The organism is Brevibacillus nigriterrae, assembly GCF_049846925.1.
Taxonomy (GTDB): domain Bacteria; phylum Bacillota; class Bacilli; order Brevibacillales; family Brevibacillaceae; genus Brevibacillus_H.
On sequence record NZ_JBNCMT010000007.1, the window covers coordinates 59912 to 86115 of the forward strand.

Annotated in this window: 24 protein-coding genes; 20 read left to right on the plus strand and 4 right to left on the minus strand. The window is 44.7% G+C overall.

Translation table 11 applies throughout. The features are described 5' to 3' along the window. Window positions 1-9 precede the first annotated feature (9 nt). The 5 genes from ACPW7N_RS07085 (at window position 10) to ACPW7N_RS07105 (ending at window position 4735) form a co-directional block, all read left to right on the plus strand. A complete protein-coding gene (locus ACPW7N_RS07085; protein ID WP_425650337.1) occupies window positions 10-762 on the plus strand; it encodes a hypothetical protein in 753 nt (250 codons plus the stop codon). A 201-nt stretch (window positions 763-963) separates the two neighbouring features. Continuing rightward, window positions 964-2070, plus strand: a complete 1107-nt coding sequence (locus tag ACPW7N_RS07090; protein ID WP_425650338.1) for an ABC transporter ATP-binding protein — start codon at window positions 964-966, stop codon at window positions 2068-2070. Beyond that, window positions 2060-2851 (plus strand): ABC transporter permease, encoded by a 792-nt coding sequence (locus tag ACPW7N_RS07095; RefSeq protein ID WP_425650339.1) that lies wholly within the window; start codon window positions 2060-2062, stop codon window positions 2849-2851. Before ACPW7N_RS07090 ends, ACPW7N_RS07095 begins: the two co-directional genes overlap by 11 nt. 10 nt (window positions 2852-2861) lie before the next feature. Continuing rightward, window positions 2862-3665 carry an ABC transporter permease gene (locus ACPW7N_RS07100; protein WP_425650340.1) on the plus strand — a complete coding sequence of 268 codons (804 nt, stop codon included), beginning with the start codon at window positions 2862-2864 and terminating at the stop codon, window positions 3663-3665. After that, window positions 3662-4735: an ABC transporter substrate-binding protein gene (locus ACPW7N_RS07105; RefSeq protein WP_425650341.1), complete on the plus strand. Its 1074-nt coding sequence runs from the start codon at window positions 3662-3664 to the stop codon at window positions 4733-4735. The genes ACPW7N_RS07100 and ACPW7N_RS07105 overlap by 4 nt, the downstream gene beginning before the upstream one ends. A 64-nt stretch (window positions 4736-4799) precedes the next feature. Here ACPW7N_RS07105 and ACPW7N_RS07110 read toward each other — a convergent pair whose 3' ends face one another. Continuing rightward, the gene (locus ACPW7N_RS07110) at window positions 4800-7088 is read right to left on the minus strand and encodes a heavy metal translocating P-type ATPase (RefSeq protein WP_425650342.1); all 2289 of its coding nucleotides are present in this window, start codon (window positions 7086-7088) and stop codon (window positions 4800-4802) included. 113 nt (window positions 7089-7201) lie between these two features. On the opposite strand from ACPW7N_RS07110, the gene ACPW7N_RS07115 reads away from it, so the two are divergent. Together ACPW7N_RS07115 and ACPW7N_RS07120 are read left to right on the plus strand one after the other, a co-directional pair. After that, on the plus strand, window positions 7202-7564 hold the full coding sequence (locus ACPW7N_RS07115) for an ArsR/SmtB family transcription factor (RefSeq protein ID WP_425650343.1): 363 nt from the start codon (window positions 7202-7204) through the stop codon (window positions 7562-7564). A 152-nt stretch (window positions 7565-7716) separates the two neighbouring features. Beyond that, on the plus strand, window positions 7717-8445 hold the full coding sequence (locus tag ACPW7N_RS07120) for a hypothetical protein (RefSeq protein WP_425650344.1): 729 nt from the start codon (window positions 7717-7719) through the stop codon (window positions 8443-8445). A 32-nt stretch (window positions 8446-8477) separates the two neighbouring features. Here ACPW7N_RS07120 and nikR read toward each other — a convergent pair whose 3' ends face one another. Next, on the minus strand, window positions 8478-8915 hold the full coding sequence (nikR, locus tag ACPW7N_RS07125; protein WP_425650345.1) for a nickel-responsive transcriptional regulator NikR: 438 nt from the start codon (window positions 8913-8915) through the stop codon (window positions 8478-8480). Window positions 8916-9181: 266 nt separating this feature from the next. Here nikR and ACPW7N_RS07130 point away from each other — a divergent pair, with 266 nt between their 5' ends. The 6 genes from ACPW7N_RS07130 to ACPW7N_RS07155 all read left to right on the plus strand — a co-directional run bounded on the left by ACPW7N_RS07130 (window position 9182) and on the right by ACPW7N_RS07155 (window position 14423). Next, the gene (locus ACPW7N_RS07130; protein ID WP_425650346.1) at window positions 9182-9697 is read left to right on the plus strand and encodes a cysteine dioxygenase; all 516 of its coding nucleotides are present in this window, start codon (window positions 9182-9184) and stop codon (window positions 9695-9697) included. Then, window positions 9684-10334, plus strand: coding sequence for a class I SAM-dependent DNA methyltransferase (locus ACPW7N_RS07135; protein ID WP_425650347.1), 651 nt, complete (start codon window positions 9684-9686; stop codon window positions 10332-10334). The genes ACPW7N_RS07130 and ACPW7N_RS07135 overlap by 14 nt, the downstream gene beginning before the upstream one ends. Before the next feature lie 152 nt (window positions 10335-10486). Further along, window positions 10487-11296 carry an alpha/beta hydrolase gene (locus ACPW7N_RS07140; RefSeq protein WP_425650348.1) on the plus strand — a complete coding sequence of 270 codons (810 nt, stop codon included), beginning with the start codon at window positions 10487-10489 and terminating at the stop codon, window positions 11294-11296. Window positions 11297-11444: 148 nt separating this feature from the next. Next, window positions 11445-12182 carry a V-type ATP synthase subunit I domain-containing protein gene (locus ACPW7N_RS07145; protein WP_425650349.1) on the plus strand — a complete coding sequence of 246 codons (738 nt, stop codon included), beginning with the start codon at window positions 11445-11447 and terminating at the stop codon, window positions 12180-12182. A gap of 133 nt (window positions 12183-12315) precedes the next feature. Then, window positions 12316-13068, plus strand: coding sequence for a response regulator transcription factor (locus ACPW7N_RS07150; RefSeq protein WP_425650350.1), 753 nt, complete (start codon window positions 12316-12318; stop codon window positions 13066-13068). Continuing rightward, window positions 13065-14423 (plus strand): sensor histidine kinase, encoded by a 1359-nt coding sequence (locus ACPW7N_RS07155; protein WP_425650351.1) that lies wholly within the window; start codon window positions 13065-13067, stop codon window positions 14421-14423. The genes ACPW7N_RS07150 and ACPW7N_RS07155 overlap by 4 nt, the downstream gene beginning before the upstream one ends. 55 nt (window positions 14424-14478) lie before the next feature. On the opposite strand, the gene ACPW7N_RS07160 is transcribed toward ACPW7N_RS07155, so the two are convergent. Then, entirely contained in the window at window positions 14479-15897 is a 1419-nt protein-coding gene (locus ACPW7N_RS07160) for an amino acid permease (protein WP_425650352.1), read from the minus strand. Between the two features lie 288 nt (window positions 15898-16185). Beyond that, a complete protein-coding gene (locus ACPW7N_RS07165; protein ID WP_425650353.1) occupies window positions 16186-17610 on the minus strand; it encodes a sigma-54 interaction domain-containing protein in 1425 nt (474 codons plus the stop codon). A gap of 240 nt (window positions 17611-17850) precedes the next feature. On the opposite strand from ACPW7N_RS07165, the gene ACPW7N_RS07170 reads away from it, so the two are divergent. From ACPW7N_RS07170 to ACPW7N_RS07200, 7 genes are all read left to right on the plus strand, one after another. Then, window positions 17851-19062: an ornithine--oxo-acid transaminase gene (locus ACPW7N_RS07170; RefSeq protein ID WP_425650354.1), complete on the plus strand. Its 1212-nt coding sequence runs from the start codon at window positions 17851-17853 to the stop codon at window positions 19060-19062. Window positions 19063-19078: 16 nt separating this feature from the next. Then, window positions 19079-20371: a Glu/Leu/Phe/Val family dehydrogenase gene (locus ACPW7N_RS07175; RefSeq protein ID WP_425650355.1), complete on the plus strand. Its 1293-nt coding sequence runs from the start codon at window positions 19079-19081 to the stop codon at window positions 20369-20371. 136 nt (window positions 20372-20507) lie between these two features. Next, window positions 20508-21803, plus strand: a complete 1296-nt coding sequence (locus ACPW7N_RS07180; RefSeq protein WP_425650356.1) for an arsenic transporter — start codon at window positions 20508-20510, stop codon at window positions 21801-21803. 117 nt (window positions 21804-21920) lie between these two features. Further along, window positions 21921-24140 carry a DUF4129 domain-containing transglutaminase family protein gene (locus ACPW7N_RS07185; protein ID WP_425650357.1) on the plus strand — a complete coding sequence of 740 codons (2220 nt, stop codon included), beginning with the start codon at window positions 21921-21923 and terminating at the stop codon, window positions 24138-24140. A gap of 230 nt (window positions 24141-24370) precedes the next feature. Continuing rightward, window positions 24371-24790, plus strand: coding sequence for an RrF2 family transcriptional regulator (locus ACPW7N_RS07190; protein WP_425650358.1), 420 nt, complete (start codon window positions 24371-24373; stop codon window positions 24788-24790). A 13-nt stretch (window positions 24791-24803) separates the two neighbouring features. Continuing rightward, window positions 24804-24998 carry a YezD family protein gene (locus ACPW7N_RS07195; protein ID WP_425650359.1) on the plus strand — a complete coding sequence of 65 codons (195 nt, stop codon included), beginning with the start codon at window positions 24804-24806 and terminating at the stop codon, window positions 24996-24998. A 127-nt stretch (window positions 24999-25125) separates the two neighbouring features. Next, on the plus strand, window positions 25126-26187 hold the full coding sequence (locus ACPW7N_RS07200) for a sulfate ABC transporter substrate-binding protein (RefSeq protein ID WP_425650360.1): 1062 nt from the start codon (window positions 25126-25128) through the stop codon (window positions 26185-26187). The last annotated feature ends 17 nt before the right edge of the window (window positions 26188-26204 follow it).

Here is a 26204-nt window from a genome sequence, read left to right on the forward strand (position 1 = left end):
GGAAGAGAATTGACTGTACACAATGAGTTTATCTCAGTGAAGACCATTACTGATCAGCATCTTGAGGAGTTCATGAGATGTCCGTATCAGTTCTATCAGAAGCAGTTTCGTGGAAAACCGGCTACTTCCTTGAAGTGGGAAGAGATGGTTCAGTATGTGGTCAATCTGGTTGTACAGGATTTCTACAAACTTCCTCCAACATTTCGTTCTGCCTATAAGGTTCTGGAATTGATTCAACAGCATTGGGTGAAAAAGGTGGAGCTGTTTGATTCCAAGATTCATTATTACCTTGTTCTTGCCAAGATTACGGACCATTTAACTCAGCAGTTGGTAGAGGAAAGCAGCAAAGAGATTCCTGCGATTCTGTTCGAAAAGTTGAGAGTTTCTGTGGAAGAGCTTCAAATCGAGCTAGCTATGACATTCCATGCTGTTGAGTGGTTTGAAGATTCGTATGTAGTGAAGAGGTACATTATTGAAGAAGATGAAAATATTTTATCTTCGTATCGACATATGACCACCGTGTTTTGCAATCATGCATTTCACTCGCTGCCAGAAAGAATAGAGATTGTCTCGCTTCTATCTGGCAAAGTCCATCGCTATTATCCGACGAAGAATGACGTACCGTTGGCGCTAGATTATCTGCAACTGACAAGGAATCTGCTGCAGGAAAAGAAGAGCTATGCGGAATGCAGTTGTGCCATGCATAAAAGATGTAACGGTAAAGCGAAATGGAAGAAAAAAGAGATTCAGTTCACCATGTAAAGGGAGTAGCAGGTGTAGGGGACAGCTTATGGAAATACACTCTGATTAATTGTCAGGGTGTATTTTTTTATTTTTGATTGACGTAATTCGACAGTCATGTATAATAGTGTCAGTTTTCTCCCACATGGGTTTCTATTCCAACTATGATGAACAACTTCGCCCAGCAGATAGAGAAGCATTTTACAAAAGGAGTTGGTACTTTTGCGGGATCATTCGATCATTCGATTTGAACAGGTAACCAAACAGTACGATGATGACCCTCCAGTACTGGATCACGTCAGCTTCGAGATTGAGCACGGGAAATTCTACACATTGCTCGGCCCCTCTGGTTGTGGTAAAACGACCATTCTTCGACTCATCGCAGGCTTCACACAGCCCTCGCAAGGCAACATATTCTTCAATGGAAAAGTGATCAACAATGTTCCTGCCAATGAGCGACAAGTGAATACCGTTTTTCAGGACTATGCGTTGTTCCCGCATCTCAACGTGTTTGAGAATGTGGCATTTGGTCTTCGCATCAAGAAATTGAAGGAAGCCGATATTACTGCCAAAGTAAAGGAAGCGCTTCGCTTTGTAAATTTGGAAGGTTATGAAAAAAGAGAAATTCGTGAGATGTCTGGTGGACAGCGGCAGCGGGTTGCCATTGCTCGTGCGATCGTAAATGAACCGGAAGTAATCCTGTTGGATGAACCACTATCTGCGCTCGACCTCAAGCTTCGTACAGAGATGCAGTATGAGCTTCGTGAGCTGCAACGCCGCCTCGGCATCACCTTTATTTTTGTTACACACGATCAGGAAGAAGCACTTGCTATGTCGGATGAGATTTTCGTTCTAAATGAAGGGAAAATTCAGCAAAGAGGGACCCCAACTGACATCTATGATGAGCCAATTAACCGATTTGTTGCTGATTTTATCGGTGAATCCAACATTATTCCTGGCAAGATGATCAAGGATTACCTTGTTGAATTTGCAGGGGAAACATTTGAGTGTGTGGACAAGGCGTTCAATCCTGATGAAACAGTAGAAATTGTGATTCGCCCTGAAGACCTGGAAATTACCAAACACGATCAGGGAAAACTGCGTGTGCGAGTCGATTCACAGCTTTTCCGGGGAGTTCACTATGAGATTTGCTGCTATGACAAGGCAGGCAACGAATGGCTGGTTCATTCCACCAGAAAAGTAACTGTGGGTGACGAAATTGGGCTTGATTTTGATCCAGAAGCGATCCACGTCATGAGGTTGGGTGAAACGGAGGAAGAGTTTGATAAACGCCTCGAAGGGTATCATGAGGTAGACCATGCAAAATAACACACGCAACCTGTATCTCATCCCGTATGTTGGCTGGATTATTTTATTTGTCGTCGCACCGATTTTGTTGATTTTGTACTACTCTTTCTTTGATATAGAAGGGCAGTTCACGGTCAGTAATTATCAGAAGTTTTTCACGCCTGTTTACATAAAAATGGCACTAAGCTCGTTTTGGTACGCTTTTCTGATTACCTTGTTTTCATTGCTTATTGCTTATCCAACTGCGTATTTACTTACGAAAACAAAACACAAGCAACTGTGGCTGTTGCTGATTATTTTGCCTACCTGGATCAATTTGCTGCTGAAAGCATATGCCTTCCTCGGGATCTTCGGCACGTTTGGTGCGGCCAATGCGCTGTTAGAACTGGTGGGAATCGGTACACAACAGATTTTATTTACTGATTTCAGTTTTATTTTTGTTTCCGTTTACATTTTCATTCCATTTATGGTACTTCCGATTTTCAACGCATTGGAGAAGCTGAATCCATCCCTGGTTGCGGCTGCGCATGACTTGGGTGCCTCTTCATGGACGACGTTTCGCCGTGTCATTTTTCCGCTTACCATTGATGGGGTGAAATCGGGCTGCCAAGCAGTGTTTATTCCGGCCTTATCACTCTTTATGATTACTCGTCTGGTTACAGGTAATCGCGTTATTACACTGGGTACTGCGATTGAACAACATTTTCTGGTTACACAGGATTGGGGAATGGGGTCAACGATTGCGGTGTTCTTAATCATTCTGATGGCCGCCATGATGATCATTACAGGAAAACGGAAGTGAGGGGTGCAGAGTGGAAAATAATATAAAATTCTCGAAAATCTATTTGCTTGTTGTATTTATCATTCTGTATGCCCCCATCTTCTACTTGATGTACTACTCTTTTAATAGCGGGGGTTCGATGAGTGGCTTTGAAGAGTTCACCTTCCAATGGTATCAGGAGGTGTTCGAGGACACTCGTCTGTTGATCATCGTGTTAAATACCCTTGTAATCGCTTTACTCTCATCTGCCATTTCTACCATTCTGGGGGTTCTCGGAGCGATTGCCATCCGGTATGTCCAAAGCAGAAAGATGCAAAACACGTTGCTGACACTCAACAACGTACTGATCGTTAGTCCAGACGTTATTATCGGGGCGTCATTCCTGATCCTGTTTACGATTGCGGGGATCAAACTCGGGTTTACATCTGTATTGCTTTCGCATATCGCATTTTGTATTCCGATTGTCGTATTGATGGTGTTGCCCAAATTGCAGGAGATGAGTCCAACCCTCATCGACGCAGCCCTTGACCTGGGAGCGAGCCGTTGGGATGTATTGACGAAGGTGGTCCTCCCTTATATCACACCGGGGATTTTTGCTGGATTTTTCATGGCTTTGACGTATTCACTGGATGATTTTGCAGTCACTTTCTTCGTGACGGGAAATGGCTTCTCGACACTATCAGTAGAAATCTACTCGCTGGCACGGCAAGGAATTTCATTAAAAATCAATGCCTTATCCACACTGATCTTCTTATTTACGATCGTGCTGGTCATCGGTTATTACTTCATTAACCAGCGTAATAGCCGGGCGAACGGATCGGGGGCAAGAGGATGAAACAGCTTGTCAGGATGTTCTCTATCATTTTCATAGCAGCGTTTGCCCTCATGTATCTCACCTCCTACTTGAATGAGTCAGAAGGATACTCTGGTGAAAACACGCTGACTGTCTACAACTGGGGCGACTATATTGACCCTGAGCTAATCGAGCAGTTCGAAGAAGAAACAGGGATCAAGGTGATTTACCAGACTTTCGATTCGAATGAAGCGATGATTACGAAGATTAAACAAGGGGGAACCACCTTTGACGTGGCAGTCCCTTCGGAGTACACCATCAGCAAGATGAAGGAAGAGAATTTGTTGCTTCCGCTGGATCATGCGAAGCTTCCTAATCTGGTAAATATCAACCCTCGCTTCATGGATCTTTCATTTGACCCGAAAAATGAATATTCGATTCCGTATTTCTGGGGAACCGTGGGTATTATTTACAACCCTGAGATGCTGGATGGCAAAGAAATCACGAGTTGGAACGACCTGTGGAGTGAGGATTTGCGCAATCAAATCCTGTTATTGGACGGTGCTCGGGAAGTAATGGGAATGGGGCTCAACAGCCTGCATTACTCTCTCAATGACACCGATGAACAACACCTCCAGGAAGCTTTACGTAAACTGCAGACACTTACGCCAAATGTAAAAGCAATCGTTGGTGATGAGATCAAGATGCTCTTAGCCAATGAAGAAGCGGCCATCGGCGTGGTCTGGTCAGGTGATGCATCCGAAATCATGGGGGATAATGAAAAGCTTGATTATGTTGTACCAGAAGAAGGTTCAAACTTATGGTTTGACAACATGGTGATTCCGAATACGGCCAAAAACATTGAGGGTGCTCATCAGTTCATCAACTTTATGCTAGAGCCAGAGCATGCGGCACAAAACGCAGAATACGTAGGCTATTCGACTCCGAACGAAAAGGCGATGGAGATCCTGCCGGAAGAGCTTTCCGGGGACAAGCGGTTCTATCCTGATCCGGAGGTAACGGAAAAGCTGGAAGTGTACGATAATCTGGGAAAAAAAATGCTTGCTCACTACAACGAGCTGTTCCTGGAGTTCAAAATGCATAGTAAATAAGGGTAACTTGCGCGAAAAAAAGTGACTTCTTGAGGAAGAAGTCACTTTTTTGTGTCTGAACGGATTATTTTCGCAACAATCTCATACTGTTCAGGATGACAAGGAGTGCGGCACCCGTGTCACTCAAAACTGCGATCCACAAGGTTAGCCAGTTAGGGACGATCAGAAGCAATGCGATGGCTTTCACAATGAGTGAGAACCAGATATTTTGCTTGATGATCGAGAGAGCTCGCTGGCTGAGTGAAATTACATGCGGAAGTTTTTCCAGATTATCAGCCATGAGGACGACATCGGCTGTTTCCATGGCGGTATCCGTACCCGCACCACCCATCGCAATTCCAATGTGTGCGGTGGCTAAAGCAGGAGCATCATTGATTCCGTCTCCAATCATCGCAACAGTTCCGGTTTTTTTGATCGATTCGATTTCCGCCAGCTTTTGCTCAGGCAAAAGGTTTGCATGTACTTGCCCAATGCCCAACTGGTTGGCTACATGGGAAGCAGACCCATAATTATCGCCTGTAAGCATAACGGGCGTGATTCCAAATTGCTGTAGCGTTGCCAGTGCAGCCTGACTGGTTGAGCGTATGGTGTCGGACACCGCAATCATCCCGAGGATGGACTGATTGTTTCCTGCCAGCACGATCGTTTTCCCCTGTGTCTGCCATTCGGTTAATTTATCCGAATGGAAAGAGAGGTCAAGACCAATCTCGTCAAACAATCGTTCATTTCCAACGAAATAGATAGTTCCATCTATCGTTGCCTGTGCTCCTTTTCCCACAATGGCTTGATGATCTGACGAGTGCAAAGAAGGGATATGATGTTTATTGCAGTATGTGACGATTGCTTGGGCGATGGGATGTTTGGACCGTTCTTCGATTGATTTGGCAATGGCAAGCAGTGTCGATTCATCACCCTGAAGGGAAACGACTTCAGCAACACTTGGGTTGCCTTCCGTCAGCGTTCCGGTTTTATCGAATGCAATATGCGTGATTCGACCTGCCACTTCGAGAGCGGCTCCACCCTTGATCAAAATGCCGTTTTTGGCAGCACTACCGATAGCCGATACGACGGCAACCGGCGTGGAAATAACCAGTGCGCACGGGCATGCGATAACCAATAGCTCTAATCCCCGGTACACCCAGTCAAACCAGTTTCCTGTAAACAGTGGAGGGACGATCATGATCCCGAAAGCAATGGCAAAGACAATCGGGGTATAGATTTTCGCAAATCGGTCAACGAATTGTTCTGTAGGTGCTTTCTTCTCTTGCGCCTCTTCAACCAGGTGAATAATCCGTGCAAGGGTCGTATCTCCAACCCACTTGGTCACCCGCATTTCGAGCGCACCGCTCAGATTAATCGTTCCTGCGAACAGATCATCATTCGTTTTCTTGGCGACAGGGAGTGACTCTCCTGTAATGGGAGCCTGATTTACTTCGGAGCTTCCTTGGATGATCGTGCCATCCAACGGAATTCGCTCACCGGGTTGAATCAATACAATTTCACCGACCCGTACTTCATGAAGCGGCTTTTTCATAAGCTGGCTACCAATCAGCACAGTCGCTTCATCAGGTGTTAAACTCATCAAGGACTGTATGGATTTGCGTGTCTTGGCGATGGAGATAGTTTGCAAGGCATTTCCGAGGCCAAATAGAAAGACAACCGTTGCACCCTCTAACCATTCGCCCAAAAAGGCTGCTCCGATGGCTGCAGCCGACATGAGAACATTCATATCGAGTGCACCGCTTTTGAGGACATGAAAGGCATTCTTCACCAAACGATAGCCTGCAATAAACATGGCAGCAGCATAGAATAGAACAGGAGTGGATTCATCCCATAAAAGCGAAATGAGAAAGCCAGCGCAAAGCAAGATACCGGATGCGATGGTATTGCGAACACCTACATCGGAAAGCCAACCAGTTTTTTCCTGGCTTTGCACAGTAGGTATACCCAGATTGGTCTGGATGGACTTTGCCTTATAACCGGCTTCTTCTACTACTTTGATCACTTGACTGGCATCACCTTCGAAGGCAAGCTTCATTTTGCCAGTGCTGAAGTTTACACTTGCCTGTACTCCTAGTGATTTGGACACATGCTTCTCCAGGCCGCTTGCACATGACCCACAATCCATTCCTTCGATCTCGTACACTTGAAAAGGTTGACCTTCTGCGATAGAGTCATCCTTGTCAGAAGCTGGTTGGTGGTTATCGTTGCAACATGAGTCAGCGCAGTCACTTTCCTTTGCAGGAATGAACGTAACAGGGATGGAAGTATATCCAGGATGGTTGGTTGTTTTGGTACTGGAGGCATTGTCTTGGCAGCAGGAATCGCTACAATGGGACTGATCATTGCTCATCGTGAGTTCACATCCCTCAGAGTCTGTTATAGTAGTATCTTATCAGTTGAAAACAATATATTCAAATATTCTTTTGAATGTTATAATAATATTCAAAGATGGGTGATGATTGTATGAAAGAACATGAACAAAATGACGTTTGTGAAATTCAGTGTTATGACGAAGACAAAGTTAACCGATTAAAACCACAGGTAAACCACTCATTGGGTGTGGCTAAAATCTTCAAGGCACTGGCTGATGATACTAGAGCTAAAATTGTCTATGCGTTGGCTTTGGAACACGAGCTTTGTGTGTGTGATGTAGCCAATATCATCGGCAGCACAATTGCGGCGACATCTCATCACCTGCGCTTGCTTAAGAACATGGGATTAGCCAGTTCACGCAAGGAAGGGAAGCTGGTCTTTTACTCTTTGGATGACGAACACGTCAAAAGTCTGATTCTTGCCGGTGTACAACACGCAAAAGAATGTAAATAACCTCGTTTCTTTCCTGTAAAAGGGGAAGAGGCGAGGTTTCTTATTTTTTATTGTGCCTTTTCGTGAAGCAACGTATGAGGGAAGGATTCGTCAAACAGAGAAGGGACCACGGCAGTTTTTTCGAAAGTAGGATTGGAAAGGGGAATAAGGGTATGAAAAATCTAATGATTGCATCCATTATCGCCTCACTATTGCTGGGAGCATGCAGTAGTACTGATAACCGCTTGTCAGAAGCTCCCAAAGCATCATCACCCAAGCAGCGAGATATTCCCAAAGGCTGTCCCGATGGCATTATCGATTGGGCCCATCTGGTAAAGTGGAATGACATCAATTATGTAAAAAATTTTGAGTCTGATATATCGGGATTGATCAAAGGGGAAAAAATCGGGGAGGTAGAATTCACAATGAATGATGTGGCTTGCTCGGATTATCAAATGATCAACGGAGATGCAACGATTGCCCCGATCGGGACACTGTTGTATCGGGTGCAAGGCTATGAGCAGGATTACCGGATTTTTGTGGGGAACGACCTGTATGAAGCAAAGGAAAAACCGAATGTGAAAACCCTCGGTGACTTGTATGACATCGAAGGGAAAGTGAAGAAAATCAGTTTTGAGAGCACGGAAGATGGCTCACTCTTATATGATTTCACGCCGGAGGCAACAAGCGAGTTTGTCCTGGAGTTCCTGAAACTTGAATATAAAGGCTTCAATGAAGTATATAAGTTCATGCAGCACGATGAGCAAAAGGTTTTCCTGCGGTTTACTTTGCAAGATGGCTCCAGTTTCCGTGAGTCATACTGGTATGCTGATGGAGTGATTGCAAGTGGGTTAGCCAATGATCAATTGAAGGAAATCCTTTTGAGTCAGATGAAAAAGTAATCATGTGACAGAAGGTGCCAGGTATACATCAATCACTCATCATGAAGCGAAGAAGTAGCTACTACCGGGGCACTTGTGAACTTCCCGTACTTCACACCTTTCAAGCTGATGAGGCGATCACTGAAAACACGCAAGTCTTTGGCTCTGCCTTTTACAACAATCAGTTCGAGACAGTTGTGGTGATCCAGATGGAAGTGTGTTGTTGCCAGGATCATATCGTGCATGTCATGTTGGATGGCAGTCAACTCATGCATCACTTCACCGTGATGATGATCGTAAAAGAGCAGGATGCTGCCTGCAACGATTTGGTCATCCGTCTCCCATGCTTGCTGGACCAATGCGTTACGAATCAAGTCACGGACGGCTTCCGAGCGATTTTCGTACCCTTTGCTTTTGATCAGTTCATCAAAATCCTGCAAAAGTTTATCATCCATTGATACACCAAAGCGTTTCAACGTAGAATCCGACATTTGTATCCCTCCCATATTTTCTGTATGAAACTCGTCGTTGAACAGACGAGTTTTTTTGTTGAATTTTAACTGTACCACAAGGGCTTTCGAGAGCAAAGAATGGAAAATGGGCGCATCATTCCGAGCGAAAAACTGAACAACAGGTTTGTCCCAAGAATAGTCTACAACAGCTAAAAAACACAAGTGAAATAGAAGCGAATCTTGACTAAAGTAGTCAACATAGTCGAGGTTGTGTTTGTTTGGAGACTGATCCAGGGGTGAGCGTGTTGAATTTGATAGATAAACTGGAAACGCATTTTGGGAATTTGCAGAATCCTACAGAAGCGGATATTACGAAGGCATTGCGGGAGCTAAAAGTGAGCACCGAGGAAATTAGTCCATTTATTACGGAGCCTACCAACCTTCCCTATGGCAGAAACTTTATTTATCAGGACAGAAATGTGGAAATTGTGATCATAAACCTGCCAAGTGCTTGCTGTTCGATGCCGCATGACCATGGAAATTCAGATGCCTATGAACGTATTATCGATGGTGAATTGACTCACTCCGTGTTTCACACAATGGATGGAGGAAAAATTCAACTTTCGTCTGAAAAGGTGTATACAAAAGATGAAATTTGCCAGGTTCCCAAAGGGCACATTCATTCAATAAAAAATAATAGCCTGTATCGAACGGTTATTCTGAACGTCTACTCACCGCCAATAACTAAGCAAAAGTTGTATCCTTTTGCATCGGATCGTATAGCCTGTAGTAAGGAGGCGACTCAAGGTGAAACAGAATGACTTCAATGATTTGTTTGATGAATGGGCAATTTCATACGATCAGACTGTCTATGACACGAATGGAGAATATCAAGAAGTATTCGAAGGCTATGATCGTATAGTAGATGAAGTAGTTTCACACATTCCACCACAGAGCAAGACGGTCTTGGAAATTGGTGTCGGAACCGGAAACGTAACTGAGCGCCTGCTTGCACGAGGGTATCAGGTGATTGGAGTGGAGCCTTCTCAAGGCATGAGGGAAGCAGTACAAAAGAAACAGTTGGCATTTGATTTGCGGGATGGACATTTTCTTGATCTGCCTTTACAGCCAAATGAGAAAGTCGATTCGATTGTCAGTTCTTTTGCCTTTCATCATTTGACGTTAACGGAAAAAGCGGAGGCTATTCGCTTAATGAGCCATGTTCTGACGGATCAAGGGACAATCGTCTTTGCAGATACATGTTACAGAGATGAGGAGAGCAAACGAGAGATTCATGGGCGTGTCAGAAAACAGGAAAGATGGAACCTGCTGCATGATTTACAGACAGAGTTTTATGAGCAAATTGCGGATCTGGATGCGATTTGCAACAAAGAGAACTTCACCGTTGAATGGAAACAGCTCAATCGCTTCGTTTGGTTGTTTGTGGCAAAAAAATAAATGTTGAGTTGACAGGTCGGAATAATCGGGTATAAAATAAAAATCAACAAATCCATATATTTCGTGCCGATGCAACGACGTAAGGCACCTCTTGTTCGTTTCCTTAAACAAGGGGTGTCTGTTATTTTTTCCACATAGAATGGAGGGATTTTATGTCCATCAAATCAGTTCAAATACCAGCAGGAAAAGAAATACTAACCGGCTCTCTACATATCCCAACCAATCGTCCCAAAGCGCCACTTATCATTATTTGTCACGGATTCATCGGTTCTCGAATCGGAGTCGACCGCCTTTTCGTATATGCGGGCAATATTCTGGCATCACAAGGCTATGCCGTATTGCGGTTTGATTATGGAGGCTGCGGGGAAAGTTCAGGAACGTATGGTGAGCTGAGGTTTGAAGAGCTGATTCAACAAACGAAGAGTGTCATCAGCTTTGCAGAGAAGCTGGAGGAGATTGATCCCGAACAGATTACGCTGATTGGCCATAGCTTGGGTGGTGCGGTAGCTACTCATACGGCTGCCACTGATAAGAGAGTCAGTGATCTCATTTTGTGGGCACCAGTCGCTTATCCATTCCATGATATCGTGGCCATCGTGGGAAGCGATCTGTATTTCGAAGCGAAGGAAAAGCTGTACGCAGACTACCACGGGTATTTGCTATCTGTACGCTTTTTTGATTCAATGGCTGACTATTTTCCGTTAAAGGATACCCAACAATTCGATGGTGATGTCATGATCATCCACGGCTCAAGCGATGCAGAAATACCAGCCAAGTACTGCTTTTATTATGAGAAGGCGTTTCGTTACCGCCCGGTTGGCAACTGCAACAAAGAATTGATTATTGGTGCAGACCATACTTTTACCAAAGCGTGCCACAAGGAAAAACTGCTGCAGAGCACTATGAATTGGCTCGCCCGCAAGCAATGGGAAAGAGAGTCAAGGACGTATCTTTCCGTGTAATTTGATAATCCCACACTTTTCCCATACTTTTGCTTCCCTTCTCTCATACTTTTACGTCAAGCTCTCCCTACAATGAAGCTATATGGATCAGACAGACCACGACAGACATCAAGGTTATCGATCCAAATCATGTAAGGGAGAGTGAAAGATGATGAAAAAATTACTGGCAGTATCCGTAATGACAGCTAGTTTATTGATGAGTGGTCTTGGTGTGGTAGGTGCCGAGGAATCTCCAACATCAATCGAAAAAACAGAGCAGGTCAAAGAAAAAGGACCGAAGTTCAAGGAAACTCCTGAATATCAGGCCATCAAAGCATTAAACGAACAGCGCAAGCAGTTGAATGAGCAGCTAAAAGCGCTTGGAGAAGCGAATAAAGCGTTGTGGGATACATTAAAAGGCGACATTTCACCCGAGGTTCGTGAACAGGTGAAAGCAGTCATGAAAGAAGTAAAGCCGTTGAAGGAAGCGAACAAGCAACTGGCTGCAGAGTTGAAAGAAGCGAAAGCCAACAAGGACGAAGAAAAAGTCGCTGAATTGAAAGCAGAAATTGAGGCAAATCGCCAGGCAATCGATGAGAAGCTGGAGCCGGTTCGCGAGCAGCTTGCATTGATCAAAGAATTCCGTGCGACTTATAAAGAGCCGTTGAATGAGATCAAGCCAATTCGCCAGGAGAAGAAGGCTGATCGTGAGAAAGTAAAATCATTGCAAACCGAAATCAAGGATACATCGCAAGAAGCCAAAGAGGCATTCAAGAACGGGGATCAAGCTGAAGTTGAAAGCCAATTGGAGCATGTGACTGCTTTACTCCAGGAGATAATTGAGCTGAAGGAAGAAATTCTTGATGCGAAATCGGACATTAACGACATTTTAAAAGGTCTGGAATAAAAGAAAAGGCTCTCTCGTTGCGAGAAAAATTGCAACAGGAGAGCCTTTCGCGTGGAAAAATCTCTTCATCCCAACGGTAAATGAAAAATTCGTAGTACAATAAGATGACATCAATTGTACGGAGGAAAACCTGATGAAATCTTATCGTATTGCGATAGTAGATGATGACATGAACATCCGTCAGATTGTAGAAGCGTACCTGAAAAAAGAAGGATACGAGACTATTGGCTTGGAGTCTGCCGAAGATGCGTTGCAATTATGGGAAAGCAATCCTCCCGATTTGTGGGTGCTGGACATTATGCTGCCAGGGATGAATGGTTATGAATTCTGTCGACGAGTGCGAGCAAAAGCTGAAACACCGATCATTATGATTTCGGCACGTGATGAAGAGGTAGATAAAATTCTTGGACTGGAATTGGGCAGTGACGATTATTTGACGAAGCCGTTCAGTCCGAGGGAATTGGTGGCTCGGGTGAACCGAGCCTTGCGCAGGTGGGGGCAAATGAGAAATCAACTGACAGGTAGTGCTTCCGAGCATTCATCAGTCGATTCTGTTTCCGAGGCTGTTTCTGATGAGGAAGATATGACGGCAATGGAACCAGGCTCGTTGTCTCTTGATAAGGGGAGCAGACAGGTCATTTGGCAAGGTACACAGGTCGATGTAACGCTCAAGGAATTCGAATTGCTTCGCCTGTTTGCGGATCATCCGAATCGGGCTTTTGGCAGGGAAGAATTGTTGGTTGCCGTCTGGGGGCATGATTATTTTGGAAGTGATCGAGCCGTGGATGACTTAGTCAGGCGTGTCCGCAAAAAGTTTGATCAAATCCCACTGGAAACCGTGTGGGGTTACGGCTACCGTCTCCGGGTAAAAGAGGGAAGCAAATGAAGCTTTTTCATCGAATATCCATTGCATTCGGCCTTTTGCTTCTCGTTATTACTGGAGTGACTGCTGTCTTTATCCATTCCCTGTTATTAGATAATCTCATTGAACAGCAACAGAAGGATTTGCGAAAAAAAGGGGAGGTCTGGGTTCAGCGGATCAAGAAGGCAGAGCGAAAAATAGGGCCCCAAGACTATGAGCAGCTCGATAGTCTGCTCGCATCCAACAATAAAGTAGAGATACTGTTGACAGGCAAGCGCAAAAAAATCTATTACTCCACCATTTCTCCCGACCATATCGATGAGTGGGTGAAGGGGCTTGTTATCAGTAAGCGTGAAGGAAAGAAGGGTATTCTAAATATTGGGCCAGATGATTACATTGTGGTATCTGTCCCGTTTGAATCAGAGGAAATTGAGAAATTGTGGCTGGCAAGTCCGATCCGGGGATTAAAGGAAATACGAGTAGAGCTGATCAAAAAGATCCTGATGATTATGGTGTTCGGCTCCGTGTTTGCCTATGGAATCAGTATTCTGATCGCACGCAGCTTGGTCAATCCTTTAAGCAAGCTGCAAAGCGAACTGAAAAAAGTTCAGAATCGACAATTTTCAGATGTACAGTTGGTTCCTGCGACAGGCGAAATTGGCGAAGTGACCCAGAGCGTATACTACCTGGCGCAGGAGCTGGATCATTTCCAGCAAGTACAGAAGCAGTTTTTTCAAAATGCTTCTCATGAACTCAAGACCCCGCTGATGTCGATTCAAGGGTATGCGGAAGGAATTCGAGACGGTGTCTTTACCGATGAGTCTGCAAAGCAAGGGTTGGACGTGATTGTGAATGAAACTTCCAGACTGAAAGGGATTGTCACGGAGATGATTCTTCTTGCCAAGCTGGAAAGCGAAGAGGGACTTTTCCATCCTGCCGAGGTTTCCTTACTCACATTGGTAAATCAAGCAGTCGAACGGCTACACCCCATTCTGGTGAAGAAAAACATAACGATCGAGATGGAAGCGGGCAGCACTTCACCAGTGGTCAACGTAGATCATGATAAGTTTTTGCAAGCGTTGATCAATATTGTTGGGAATGGAGTGCGTCATGCCAAAGAGTCGATTCAAATCCACATCTTCACAGAGCAGAATCATGTGGTTGTGGAAGTGAACGATGACGGGGAAGGAATTTCTCCTGAAGTCCTCCCGACCTTATTTCACCGATTCGTCAAAGGAAAGGATGGCGAGACCGGACTGGGTCTTGCCATTTCCAGAACCATTATTGAAAAAAGCAGTGGCACCATTCAAGCGAATAATGTGAAAGGTGGCGGTGCCTGTTTTCGGATTCAGCTGCCACTTGCAAAAGCCTCTAAATAATCGTTAATAAAAAACAACCCCTTCATACCTAGAAGGGGTTGTTCGCGTCTAATCGTTATTTTTCCAACTCAGGAGTCGGTTGTACAAATACGTGTTTTGCATCTGTCATCTTATGTTTTACTTTGAAGTTGTAATAGATCAAGCAAACGATGGAGAACGGAATCGCACAATAAAGGGCAACTCGTTGGTTTTCATCAAACGCCAAGCTGATCAAAACTGACAGATTGAGAATCAGTGCAATCAGTGGAAGCACAGGGTAGAGAGGTGTTTTGAATTTCAAATCTTCCAGTTTGCCACCGCTAGCCAAGTATTTCTTGCGGAAAGCGAGTTGTGATGCCGTAATGGAGATCCAACCAACCTGAGCACCGAGACCCGCCAAGGAAAGCAGCCACATATACACTGTGTCTTCTGCAAAGATACCGGAAAGCAAGGACAACAAGGAAATTCCGAAAGTAAGAAGCAAGGCATTCATTGGAACGCCATTTTTGCTCAATTTGCTCAGAGCAGGGCTTGCCATTTCTGTTTTAGAAAGAGACCAAAGCATACGTGTAGCAGCGTATAAGCCGGAGTTACCTACAGATAAAAGGGCTGTAAGGATAACGAAGTTCATGATGTCAGCAGCATAAGGGATACCGATCTTGTCAAATACCATAACGAAAGGACTTTCTACTACGCCTGCTTCTTTATAAGGAATGAGGGCGGACAATACACCAATGGCAAGTACGAAAAAGATCAAGGTGCGGAATACTGTCATTTTGATTGATTGAGGAATGGTTTTTTCAGGGTCTTCACTTTCACCGGCTGCAATACCGATTAGTTCTGAACCTTGGAATGCAAAGTTAACAGCAATCATAGTAAGGATGAGTCCAACAAAGCCATTTGGTAAAAGTTCGGCATTAGCAAAGTTCGTAAACATTGGAGCAGCATGTCCATCTTTGAAGTCAATAATGCCGAACATAGCAGCCCCACCAAGGATAATAAATAGAACGATTGCACTTACTTTAATGCTGGAGAACCAGAATTCGGTTTCTCCGAAGGCACGAGCAGACAAGGCGTTTAACAAGAAGAGGAACGCTCCAAAAATTGCACACCAGATCCAGATGGGTGAATCAGGGAACCATCTTTGCATCAGAAGTGCGGAAGATAGCAGCTCTAGAGCAACTGTTACAGCCCAGCCAAGCCAATATAACCAACCAACGGTAAAGCCAAGTGCAGGGCTGACGAACTTGGTTGTGTACGTTTGGAAAGAACCAGATACCGGCATGGCTACAGAAAGTTCTCCGAGGCACAGCATGGTCAAATACATAATGAAACCACCGACGATATATGAAATGATGGCACCAATCGGTCCTGCCTGGCTAATCGTATAACCGGAACCTAAGAAAAGTCCTGTACCGATAATGCCACCTAATGAAATCATGAATAAATGCCTGCTTTTTAGTGTGCGTTTTAGTTCATTGTCGTGATGAGCCATTGAAACACCTCTCCTTTGTTGTATATAACACTCTTCTGACCATTAAAGCGATTTCATTCACTTGAATACGAAAATTGTCGAGAATTTTTCATATAAAATACATGAATGCGCTTTCAGGTGTTCAATAGATGCAACTATCATACCAATCTAAAATTTCAAACTACTAGCGCTTGCTCAGAATTGAAAATCCGTTAGTGCAAAATTATTTTGCGCAAGTTTATGCAAAAAATGTTTTCTCTGCAAAGTGTTTTTGCGTTTTCTTTTTAAAAATTTTTTGATCGAAAATAACTAATTTGAAGACTTTAGCTGAAGTTTTTTTAATCTGTATTGAAGGCTTTGACGGCTGATTCCCAGTTGTAATGCGGATCTGGAAATATTTCCTTGGTTGGAACTGACCAGTTTTTGAATATAGGCTTTCTCGAATTCTTCCAGAGCTTCCTTGAGGGGTTTGGCACGATTGCTATATTCATCAATTAATTGCTGTTCAATTGCCAGTCGTTCGACAGGGAGAGACTGTGTCTTGCGACGAATGTGATGAATGGGTAGATGAGCGTAGCTGATTTTGGTTTCATCGATGATCAGGTTCATCGCACCTTCAATAAAGTGCTGCAGCTCCCGGACGTTTCCAGGCCAATCGTATTGCAGGAAGAATTGACTCACTTCATCACTGATATCGGTCACTTCCATTTGGAACAATTGATTGTATTTCTCGATAAAGTGACTGACAAGCAAAGAAATGTCTTCTTTGCGTTCACGAAGAGGCGGGATCATAAGCGTGACGACACCGAGGCGATAAAACAAGTCTTTGCGCATGTGATTATTGGCAATTGCTTCAATCGGATCTTCATTGATTGCAGCAATAATGCGGACATTGATTTTGCGATCCTTGGTATCACCAATACGACGAATTGATTTTTCCTGTAGGGCCCTGAGCAGCTTTGCTTGCAATGACAGGCTGAGTGAATTCACTTCATCCAGAAATAGCGTGCCGCCTTCTGCTTGCTCGAACAGACCTGGACGTTCGATTGCCCCGGTGAATGCACCGCGAGATGTCCCAAACAATAGGCCTTCAATCAAACTGTCAGGCAGCGCTGCACAGTTCTGAGAAATGAACGGTGCTTTTGCTCTCGTGCTTGCGTTGTGGATGCTTTGAACAAACAGCTCCTTGCCAGTGCCAGTTTCACCTACCACTAGAACGGAGGAAGAGGTACGGGCCGCACGTTTTGCCTGCTCAATCAATTCGCGGATGAGGATGCTTTTTCCGATGATGCTGTCGAAGGTGTAGCGTGTGCTGCCTTTCTCTTTATCCAACAGGTTTTCACGAATGAGGCGTTCCATCTTTGTCACGTCATTGGCTATTTCAATTGCACCGATGATCTTATTGTCTTCGATTATCGGAAAGGTATTATTAATGGTTGTAATTTCTTTACCTTTGTCATTAAAATAGGTCTGTCTCACGTGACGGATGCTTTCGCCCTGCGTAAGCGACTGCAAGAGAGTGCTTTCCTGACCGTCGGGAAATTGGAATACATCAGAGAGTTTTCTGCCCAGTACGTCTTGTTTGTCCATGGATTCCAGTTCAGCCATTTTTCGATTATAGACAACTGACTTACCTTTTGCGTCAATGACATGAACCCCTTCATTGATCTCATCCAGGATGTGTTCATATACGATTTTGAACTGTTCGGGACTTGATTGTTCTTCTGGGCACATACAATTCGCCACCTTAAACACATGACTTAAAAGCGAAATTATTGTAACAAAAGATTCACAATAACGCAAAAAAATTTTGCTATTTCTAGTATTTGTAATTAAAAGAGCAAAGAAATTTTGCGTAATTTATGCCAAAAATATTTGCATCAAAAAACGGAAACGCTATAAAATCAATGTTTTTCTCAGTTGGCATCATTATTGAAAGTAGAATATGTCAGACAAACTCTAAGGAGGCTTCCCATGAGCAAAACCAAATCAGTCATTGATCAAACAGAAAAATTTGGTGCGAGAAACTATCATCCACTGCCTATCGTTATTTCCAAGGCAGAAGGTGTTTGGGTAGAGGATCCAGAGGGCAACCGTTATCTCGATATGTTAAGTGCATATTCTGCTCTAAACCAAGGGCATCGTCATCCGAAAATTATTCAAGCATTGAAAGATCAAGCAGATAAGGTTACACTTACTTCGCGTGCATTTTACAATGATCAACTTGGCGCGTTTTACGAAAAACTGTCTGCGCTGACAGGTAAAGAAATGATCTTGCCAATGAATACAGGTGCAGAAGCGGTTGAAACTGCAGTAAAAGCAGTAAGACGCTGGGCATACGACGTGAAAAAGGTTCCTGAGAATCAAGCAGAAATTATCGTTTGCGAAGGGAATTTCCATGGACGTACGGTAACGATTACCTCCTTCTCTTCTGCAGATGAATACAAACGTGGTTTTGGACCGTTCACACCGGGCTTCAAGTTCATTCCATATGGCGATCTGGAAGCATTAAAGAAAGCGATTACACCAAATGCGGCTGCATTCCTTGTTGAACCAATTCAAGGAGAAGCAGGTATTGTTATTCCGACTGAAGGATTCCTCAAAGCAGCACAAGAGGTATGTAAAGAAAACAATGTACTGCTTGTTTGTGACGAGATCCAGACAGGTTTCGGACGTACAGGTAAACTTTTTGCTAGCGAGTGGGAAGATGTATCCCCTGACATGTATATCATGGGTAAAGCCCTTGGAGGCGGAGTGTTCCCGATCTCTGCAGTAGCAGCAAACCGTAATGTGCTTGGCGTATTCGAACCAGGCTCCCACGGTTCTACTTTTGGCGGAAATCCGCTAGGCTGTGCAGTCGCTGTTGCGGCTTTGGAAGTAATCGAAGAAGAGGGTTTGGTTGCTCGTTCCTTGGAGCTTGGCAACTACTTCATCGAGAAGCTTCGTGAAATTAACAATCCAATCATTCACGAAATTCGTGGTAGAGGCTTGTTCATCGGTATCGAATTGACTACCGCTGCACGCCCATACTGCGAACAGTTGAAGGAGTTGGGTCTTCTCTGCAAAGAAACGCATGAAACAACCATTCGCTTTGCACCACCGCTTGTTATTTCTCGTGAAGATTTGGATTGGGCGATTGAGCGTATCACGCAAGTCTTACAGGGAGCATCCACGTTAACAAAATAAAAGAAGGTGCCAAGAAATGAGCCAAGCAACAAAAGAGGAAACAAGTAATCAGCAAGCAACAGGTACAACAGAAAAACTCAGTGTACTGGATCGAACAAAAGAGGTAATCAAAACCGCTTTGGATAGCCTGGGATTTGGCGACTCCATGTTCGATTTGTTGAAAGAACCACTTCGTCTACTTACTGTACGCATCCCTGTACGTATGGACGATGGAACCGTAAAAGTATTCACGGGTTACCGTGCTCAACATAACGATGCAGTGGGCCCTACCAAGGGCGGCATTCGCTTCCATCCAGATGTAACGGAAGAAGAAGTAAAAGCGTTATCTATGTGGATGAGTATTAAATGTGGAATCACCAACCTGCCGTATGGCGGGGGAAAAGGTGGCATCCAGTGTGATCCTCGTCAAATGTCTTTCGGGGAGTTGGAGCGCCTCAGCCGTGGATATGTACGTGCGGTTAGCCAAATCGTAGGACCAACAAAGGATATCCCGGCACCAGACGTATTTACAAACGCACAAATTATGGCGTGGATGATGGATGAATACAGCCGTATTCGCGAATTCGATGCACCTGGTTTCATCACAGGTAAACCGCTTGTTTTGGGTGGATCCATAGGTCGTGAATCGTCTACTGCCAAAGGGGTTACGATTGTTATGCGTGAGGCTGCCAAAGTGGCGGGACTCACGGTTGAAGGTTCAAAAGTAGTTATTCAAGGTTTCGGAAATGCAGGAAGCTTCCTTGCGAAGTTCTTGCACGATGCAGGTGCAAAAGTTATCGGGATTTCTGATGCACACGGAGCTTTGTATGATACAAATGGACTCGACATCGATGCACTCTTGGACAAACGTGATTCTTTCGGATCCGTTACGCATTTGTTCCCGAATCGCATCTCCAATGCAGAATTGCTTGTGCAAGAATGTGATATTCTCGTGCCAGCAGCGATCGAGAACCAAATTACTGAGCACAATGCTCATGATATCAAGGCGAAAATTCTCGTAGAAGCAGCGAATGGACCGACAACACTGAAAGCTACTGAGATCCTGACTGAGCGTGGCGTATTGATTGTTCCTGACGTGCTTGCAAGTGCAGGTGGCGTAGTTGTTTCTTACTTTGAGTGGGTACAAAACAATCAAGGCTTCTACTGGTCGCAAGAAGAAGTCGATGAGAAACTAGAGCAAATTTTGACCAGTTCTTTCCACAATGTTTACTCTACTTCCAAAGCGAAGCGTGTAGACATGAGATTGGCAGCGTACATCGTAGGTCTTCGTAGAATGGCGGAAGCAAGCCATTTCAGAGGCTGGGTATAAGTAAATAATACAAAACCCGTAAGATGCAAATCTTACGGGTTTTTTGCTTACCAGTCTGATACAATCCAATAGTGGGAACACCTGACTAGAAAAACAAAGACACATAAACCATAAGAGAACAGGAGAGTCACCGCTTTTGGAAGCATGGAGTGCAGTATTGTTATTTATCATAACCATTACACTTGTGATTTGGCAGCCGAGAGGGTTGGGAATTGGGTGGACAGCTACCGGCGGAGCATTGCTGGCATTGGCAATTGGCGTTGTAGAGCTTGTTGATGTTGTTGCTGTGACACATATTGTCTGGAATGCCACCCTTGCACTTGTCGGAATTATTCTGATCTCGTTGATATTGGATGAGATCGGTTTTTTTGAGTGGTCGGCCTTGCATATGGTCAGACTGGCGAAAGGGAATGGCATACTCTTGTTTGTCTACATGATCCTGCTCGGAGCCGGGGTATCTGCCTTTTTTGCGAATGATGGAGCGGCTCTCATCCTGACGCCCATCGTCCTTGCCCAGTTAAGGGCCCTGCGGTTTGACGACAGTCTGGTTCTGCCGTTTGTGATGGCGAGCGGTTTCATTGCGGACACCACTTCCATCCCGTTTGTGATCAGCAATCTGGTTAACATCGTGTCTGCGGACTACTTCAACATCGGTTTTGTCGAATATGCCGGACGAATGCTTCTGCCGAATTTGTTTTCTTTGGCAGGCAGTTTGGCTGTTTTGTACTGGTACTACCATAAACAAATTCCTGTACGCTATGAATTGTCACAGCTAAAAGAACCGAGAAAGGCACTCAAGGATATGCGATTGTTCCGTTTATCCTGGGTGATTCTGGGGTTGCTATTGGCGGCCTATTTATTGAGCGAAGTCGTTCCTGTACCTGTGTCGTTCATAACCCTTCTGGCTGCTCTAGGATTCCTTTTGGCAGCACAACAAAGTCATGCGATTCATACAAGCAAGATCGTTCGGGAAGCCCCATGGTCGATTGTGGTGTTTTCCATTGGCATGTATGTCGTTGTTTATGGTCTGAAGAATGCCGGGCTTACCGATCAACTTGGACAAATCATTCAGGCGTTTGCCGACCAAGGGTTGCTAACGGCAGCGATGGGGATGGGTTTTCTTGCAGCGATCTTGTCTTCCGTGATGAATAACCTGCCAAGTGTTATGATCGGTGCTCTTGCCATTGATCACGTGAGTACAACCGGTCTTGCAAAAGAGGCACTCATCTATGCCAATGTCATCGGCTGTGACCTCGGGCCGAAAATAACGCCGATCGGTTCGCTGGCTACTTTGCTCTGGCTTCATGTACTTGCTCGCAAGGGAGTGAAGATTACATGGGGCGGGTATTTCCGTACTGGGATTGTGCTGACGGTTCCTACCTTGTTTATAACCTTAGTGGGCCTCTATCTCACTCTTTTGCTTTTCCCATAATCAATGAAAAAAGGGCAATCCATTCGTCTCAAACAGGCGGTTGGATCGTCCTTTTCATTTTTCAGCAAGTCAGAATTGATTTATAATACGTGTAAGGTCGGAAAGCGAGGGAAATACATGAAAAATATTCCTAACATTCAAAAACTTTATACGATGGAACATTTCTCTTTGCTTTGCTTATTTTTGCTGATTCGAGAGTGGCTCATCCCAATTGACGAGCTCACGGGGTTTTATATCCTTCCGATCCTTTCTTGTGGACTCATCTGTCTGTATTTGATTGAAATTTTGTTCAGGAAAAGAGTGTATGCGACATTTGTTTCCGTTGTCGGGTTCATCATTTCTTTGAATGCGCTATATTTCACGACGCCGCTTTTGCAAATGGAATGGATGTTGAAGCTGATTAAGCTTATTCGCTCTGATTTCTTGCAAGTACTAATACTGGATCACAAGCTGATACAGCCCGTTACGTATTATTTTCTCGTCATCCTAACACTGATTCTCCTGGTTCCTGTCCTGCGCTATTTCCTGGTCACTCGTGGGTTGGGAGTTGTCTTTGTCCTCTTAACAGGCGGTTTTTTGGCGTATCTGGACTCTTATGGATGGTACGAGGCAGAGGGTTCCTTCGTGCGATTTATCTGTATCAGTTTTCTCTTAATGGCTTCACTCGAAATACACCGCTTGGAGAAATTGAGTACAAAGGTTGATCTGACTTGGAGAAAATGGCTTCCGCTTCTTGTCTCACTCGTGGTGATTGGCGCCATGATCGTACCTGCCTATTTTGCCCCCAAATACGGGCCAAGCTGGACTGACCCATACAGCTATTTCCTGGCAGAGTCCGCCTCAGGTCCATCGGAAACCAAACCTCTCCCCAAACAAGTCGGTTACTCCAACCGTGACGACAGTCTCGGTGGGCCGATGTTAGATGATGATACGCTGGTTTTCACCGGAATTACCAATGAGAAATATTACTGGCGAGGCAATACGAGAGAGGTGTATACGGGGGGTGGCTGGTTAAAGAGAGATCAGAAGCTGACTCCTGTTCTCGTTCCCAAGGAATACAATTTTCCTCCGCTTTTCTTTAAAGGAGTGGAAGGAAAAGAGGTTCGAGCTACTCTTCAATTCAATGACAACTACCGGTACCCCCAGATTTTTTATCAGGGGGAGTTAAAGCAGATAACGAGCTACAACCCAGAGACATTGACGCTCATGTACGAGTCGGATGGTGGCCATATTCAGGCACATGATGGCGTGTACGACGTGTTCAGAGGGGATCAGGTGTTCAAGGAACCGGATTACATGTATTTGCGAATGAGTGAATACTCGACGGTTTCAGAAATCCCTGTTCTGGATGAAGCGAAACTGAAGACTGCCAAAGCGAACTATTCGGATGATATCAGAAACAACTACTTGCAGCTTCCCAAGACCGTCCCCTTGCGAGTAAAACAATTGGCCCAAGAGATCACGCAAAGTTCAACCAATAACTATGACAAGGTAAAAGCTGTAGTGAAGTACCTGCACGACAATGACAAATACAAATACGAACGGATTGATGTGCCAGTTGTTCAACCTGGACATGATTTTGTCGATCAGTTTTTGTTTGACGATTTACGTGGATACTGTGATCATTTCTCCACTTCCATGGCGGTAATGCTGCGTTCTGTCGGGATTCCAGCCAGATGGGTAAAAGGGTTCACGTCGGGGAAGGCAGCGGGTCGTGATGCCAATGGCAATTACATTATGGAAATTCGCAACAAGGATACACATTCATGGGTAGAAGTGTACTTTCCCGAGGTGGGTTGGGTTCCGTTTGAGCCAACACCGACCTTTGTTTCACCTGTACAGATCGGATCATTGAGAGCAACATCGCGTGTGCCAATTGCTGAGCAGACAAACGCTCCACAAGACAGGAAGCCAGTAGAGGATAGACAGGAAATGGAGCAGGAAGCCATCGGAGAATCAGGAATACCTTGGGGCTGGATCATCTTCTCGGGGGGTGTGCTTGTTTGGAGCGGTTTCCGAGGGTGGCGCAGACGTACTCGTATTCAGAGATGGATGTTGCAGAGGGAATTGTTGCTTTTTAGCCGACATATGCCTTTCCGACAACAATTCGTGGCATTGCTTGGAATACTTGAACGGGACTATGTTCCACGCACGAAGGATGAGACAGTCAGGGAGTATATCAATCGGTTAGATATTACTTATGACGAAAAGGACGAGATTCGTCAGGTTTCAGATGTGTACGAACGAGCGGTGTATGGAATGCAACAAGTGGAAGAAGAGGTTCGCAGGAATACGCATCGGGTGTTGACTTCTCTTGTTAAAAAATTAAAAAGATGATCAGCTCTTGCTCCTGATGATTTTGTTTTCGCACACGTGCTGCCGTAGGTGCATAGGATAAAGTGAAAATTGACAGTAAGACCGACGAACGATGAGAAAATAAGATTGTTTTTAATTCATACTTGACAAGTCGGAATAGTCGGATTAAACTCATAGCATAGTTTACCATTTTATTTTTTGCCATCAATCTCGACTATAACACTCAAGATTATCAGGATGGAGGGAACATCGTGAAAGTATCAAGCAAAGGAGAGTATGCACTCCGGGCTCTGCTTTACTTGGGCCAGCATGATGGTCAAGTCGTGTCAATTTCAGAGATCGCTGAGAAGACACTCGTCCCCATCAGTTATCTTGAACAAATATTATTGCAAATGAAGATGAATGGTCATGTCAAAAGCCGTAGAGGGGCAAAGGGAGGTTATTTGCTTCGTTCCCATCCTTCTGAAATCAACATCGGAGAAGTGATTCGCAAATTGGAAGGGCCCCTTGCTCCCATGGGTTGTGCGAGTGTTACCGCATATGAACCATGTCAGTTGGAACCATCCTGTCTGCTGAAGCCGTTGTGGACACTTGTACGCGATACTGTTGCACACGTACTTGATCAAACTACATTGGAGGATTTACTAGAGAGAAGAATCACAAATCATTAGGGAGGAACCATGTATGTCGAGTACACATTTTTCATCAGATGACCAATGGGTACAGAGAATTTTACGAGCTCTGGAAGGTTTGGAGTATGGTTCGGTTCAAATTGTGGTGCATGATTCCAAGATCACACAGATCGAACGAATAGAAAAACAGCGCTTTCCATTGGAAAAAACCGCAGCAAACAAGAGTAATCTTTCGCAGAGAAAATAAATAAGAACCCCAGCCGATCGGACGACCGAAGGCTCCTATCTATTGCATCAGGGTGCATAAGAAGGGGTCTTTTCTCTTAAGATGCTATGCAAACAGAATTTTCACAGAAAAAAAGGGGAGAACATACATGAAAAAATTCGGCGTCTGGGTAAAAACGATAGCAATAAGCAGTTTGCTTCTTGGCTTGGCAGGTTGCGGAGGTGGTACATCAACAACAACGCAACCAGCTTCATCCAGCTCATCTGGTGCAACTCCAGGAGCTGTTGAGCTTTTAAACGTGTCCTACGATCCTACTCGAGAATTTTATCAAGAGTTCAATGAGAGCTTTTCCGCCTATTGGAAAGAGAAAAAAGGGCAAACAGTCACTATCAAACAATCACATGGCGGCTCAGGGAAGCAATCACGGTCCGTCATTGACGGGTTGGAAGCCGATATTGTCACGCTTGCCCTGGCTTATGATATTGACGCATTAGGTGAAAAACAGTTGATCCCGCAGGACTGGCAAAAACGCTTGCCTGATAACAGTTCACCCTATACATCCACCATTGTGTTTTTGGTTCGAAAAGGCAATCCAAAGGGCATTAAAGACTGGAATGACCTGGTGAAGCCGGATGTTCAGGTCATTACACCGAATCCGAAAACATCCGGTGGCGCCAGGTGGAACTACCTGGCTGCCTGGGGATATGCGCTGAAGCAGTCCAATGGCGATCAGGAGAAAGCCAAAGCATTTATCGCTGAGTTGTTCAAACACGTACCCGTTCTGGACTCAGGAGCACGTGGAGCGACAACCACATTCGTAGAGCGTGAAATTGGAGATGTTCTCCTTGCATGGGAAAATGAAGCGTTCCTCGCTGTTAATAGCCTCGGTAAAGATAAAGTGGAGATTGTTGTACCACCTGTCAGTATTTTAGCCGAGCCGCCTGTGACAGTGGTTGACAAATACGTAGATAAACACGGAACTCGTGAAGTGTCTGAAGAGTACTTAAAATATCTGTATTCTGAAAAAGGGCAAGAGATCGCAGCCAAACACTTCTACCGCCCAACCTTGAAATCCGTAGTGGAAAAGAATGCTGACCGTTTCCCAAAACTTGAACTGTTTACGATCCAGGATGTAGCAGGAAGCTGGCCAGATGCGCAGAAGGCGCATTTTGCTGACGGCGGCATCTTTGATCAGATCTACAAACCTTAAACTGACTGTTGGAGGAT

Excerpts from the sequence above, each read along its gene's own strand:
- ACPW7N_RS07160 (WP_425650352.1), bottom strand. The coding sequence starts at position 15,897 with ATGGCTCATCACGACAATGAACTAAAACGCACACTAAAAAGCAGGCAT.
- ACPW7N_RS07140 (WP_425650348.1), top strand. The coding sequence starts at position 10,487 with ATGTCCATCAAATCAGTTCAAATACCAGCAGGAAAAGAAATACTAACC.
- ACPW7N_RS07175 (WP_425650355.1), top strand. The coding sequence starts at position 19,079 with ATGAGCCAAGCAACAAAAGAGGAAACAAGTAATCAGCAAGCAACAGGT.
- ACPW7N_RS07195 (WP_425650359.1), top strand. The coding sequence starts at position 24,804 with ATGTCGAGTACACATTTTTCATCAGATGACCAATGGGTACAGAGAATT.
- ACPW7N_RS07185 (WP_425650357.1), top strand. The coding sequence starts at position 21,921 with ATGAAAAATATTCCTAACATTCAAAAACTTTATACGATGGAACATTTC.
- ACPW7N_RS07095 (WP_425650339.1), top strand. The coding sequence starts at position 2,060 with ATGCAAAATAACACACGCAACCTGTATCTCATCCCGTATGTTGGCTGG.
- ACPW7N_RS07150 (WP_425650350.1), top strand. The coding sequence starts at position 12,316 with ATGAAATCTTATCGTATTGCGATAGTAGATGATGACATGAACATCCGT.
- ACPW7N_RS07120 (WP_425650344.1), top strand. The coding sequence starts at position 7,717 with ATGAAAAATCTAATGATTGCATCCATTATCGCCTCACTATTGCTGGGA.
- ACPW7N_RS07110 (WP_425650342.1), bottom strand. The coding sequence starts at position 7,088 with ATGAGCAATGATCAGTCCCATTGTAGCGATTCCTGCTGCCAAGACAAT.
- ACPW7N_RS07170 (WP_425650354.1), top strand. The coding sequence starts at position 17,851 with ATGAGCAAAACCAAATCAGTCATTGATCAAACAGAAAAATTTGGTGCG.
- ACPW7N_RS07155 (WP_425650351.1), top strand. The coding sequence starts at position 13,065 with ATGAAGCTTTTTCATCGAATATCCATTGCATTCGGCCTTTTGCTTCTC.
- ACPW7N_RS07200 (WP_425650360.1), top strand. The coding sequence starts at position 25,126 with ATGAAAAAATTCGGCGTCTGGGTAAAAACGATAGCAATAAGCAGTTTG.
- ACPW7N_RS07105 (WP_425650341.1), top strand. The coding sequence starts at position 3,662 with ATGAAACAGCTTGTCAGGATGTTCTCTATCATTTTCATAGCAGCGTTT.
- ACPW7N_RS07145 (WP_425650349.1), top strand. The coding sequence starts at position 11,445 with ATGATGAAAAAATTACTGGCAGTATCCGTAATGACAGCTAGTTTATTG.
- ACPW7N_RS07115 (WP_425650343.1), top strand. The coding sequence starts at position 7,202 with ATGAAAGAACATGAACAAAATGACGTTTGTGAAATTCAGTGTTATGAC.
- nikR (WP_425650345.1), bottom strand. The coding sequence starts at position 8,915 with ATGTCGGATTCTACGTTGAAACGCTTTGGTGTATCAATGGATGATAAA.
- ACPW7N_RS07165 (WP_425650353.1), bottom strand. The coding sequence starts at position 17,610 with ATGTGCCCAGAAGAACAATCAAGTCCCGAACAGTTCAAAATCGTATAT.